Below are 1,261 nucleotides of genomic sequence, written 5' to 3' on the forward strand. Positions count from 1 at the left end.
TGAGGTTTCCCCCGGGGATCGGTCACCGGGTTTCATGCCGCGTGGGCGTGGTGGTGACGGTAGCTCAGACGGGTTTCGTGGGGTGTGCGGTAGCCGAGCGTGGAGTGCATGCGGTGGTGGTTGTAGTAGGCGAGGTAAGCGAAAACGGCTTGTCTGGCGTGGTTGCGGGTGGGCCAGGAGCGGGTGCCGATTTCGGTTTTGAGGGTGGCGAAGAAGGATTCGGCGGCGGCGTTGTCGTAGCAGGATCCGGTCCGGCCCATCGACGCCGTGATGCCGAGCGCGGTCAGGGCGGCGCGGAACTCGGCGGAGGCGTATTGGGTGCCGCGGTCGGAGTGGAACACCGCACTGGCGTCGACCAGGCCGCGGCGTGCGGCGACGGTGATCGCGTCGCAGACCAGGTCGGCGCGCATGTGCGGGGCGAGGGCGTGGCCGACGATTTCGCGGGTGTGCAGGTCGAGCACGGTCGCGAGGTAGAGCCAGCCTTCCTGCGTGGGCAGGTAGGTGATGTCCCCGACCAGCCGCTGCCCGGGAGCGTCGGCGGTGAAGTCGCGGCTGATCAGGTCCGGTGCGGCCGCGGTCTTGTCCGGTCTGGTCAACGACCGGGGCCGGCGGCGCGAGAGCCCGGCGATCCCGCGCTCGCGCATGACCCGTTCGACCCGTTTGTGGTTGACCGTCTCGCCGCGGCGGCGCAGTTCCGCGGTGATTCTCGGGCTGCCGTATGCACCCCGGTGGGCGGCGTGGATCCCGGCTATCTCTCCGGCCAGCCGGTCTTCGACCGCGGCCCGTTGTTCGCGGGCGGGGCCGGCGGCGAGCCATTCGTAGAACCCCGGGCGCCGCACGCCCAGGACACGGCACAGCCGGGCGACGCCATACGTGGCGCGGTGGGCGGAGATGAACCGGTAGCTGCGGGTCAACGATCCATCTCCTGCGCGAAATAGGCGGCCGCTTTCCGCAGGATCTCCTTCTCTTTCTCCAGCTCCGCCACCCGTTTGCGCAACTCGCGCAGCTCCCGCTCGGCCGCGTCGCCGCCGGTCCCGGCCGCGCTCTCGGCGCGGTCGGCGGCCCGCACCCACGTTCGCAGGGTCTCGTGATTCACCCCCAGCTCGCGAGCCACCTGCGCCAACGGACGGGACGCGGAACGCGCCAACGCGACCGCGTCCCGCCGGAACTCTTGCGGATACTTCGACGAACCAGACACAAACACATCCTTCCCCAGGCCAAAGCCAAGGATCAGAGTGTCCGACCCACCGGGGGAACCTCA

General features: G+C 69.8%; 1 protein-coding gene. It reads right to left on the reverse strand.

The genetic code is table 11. The annotated features are described in order from the left end of the window. Nucleotides 1–32: 32 nt before the first annotated feature. Nucleotides 33–1,198, reverse strand: a protein-coding gene (locus ACZ7OI_RS49235; RefSeq protein ID WP_470271021.1) for an IS3 family transposase whose coding sequence is annotated in 2 segments (ribosomal slippage) — nt 33–929 and nt 932–1,198 — 1,164 coding nt in all. Because the reading frame shifts where the segments join, the coding sequence is not laid out codon by codon here. Between the last annotated feature and the right edge of the window lie 63 nt (nt 1,199–1,261).

The sequence above is a fragment of the Amycolatopsis sp. NPDC114503 genome, assembly GCF_055633655.1.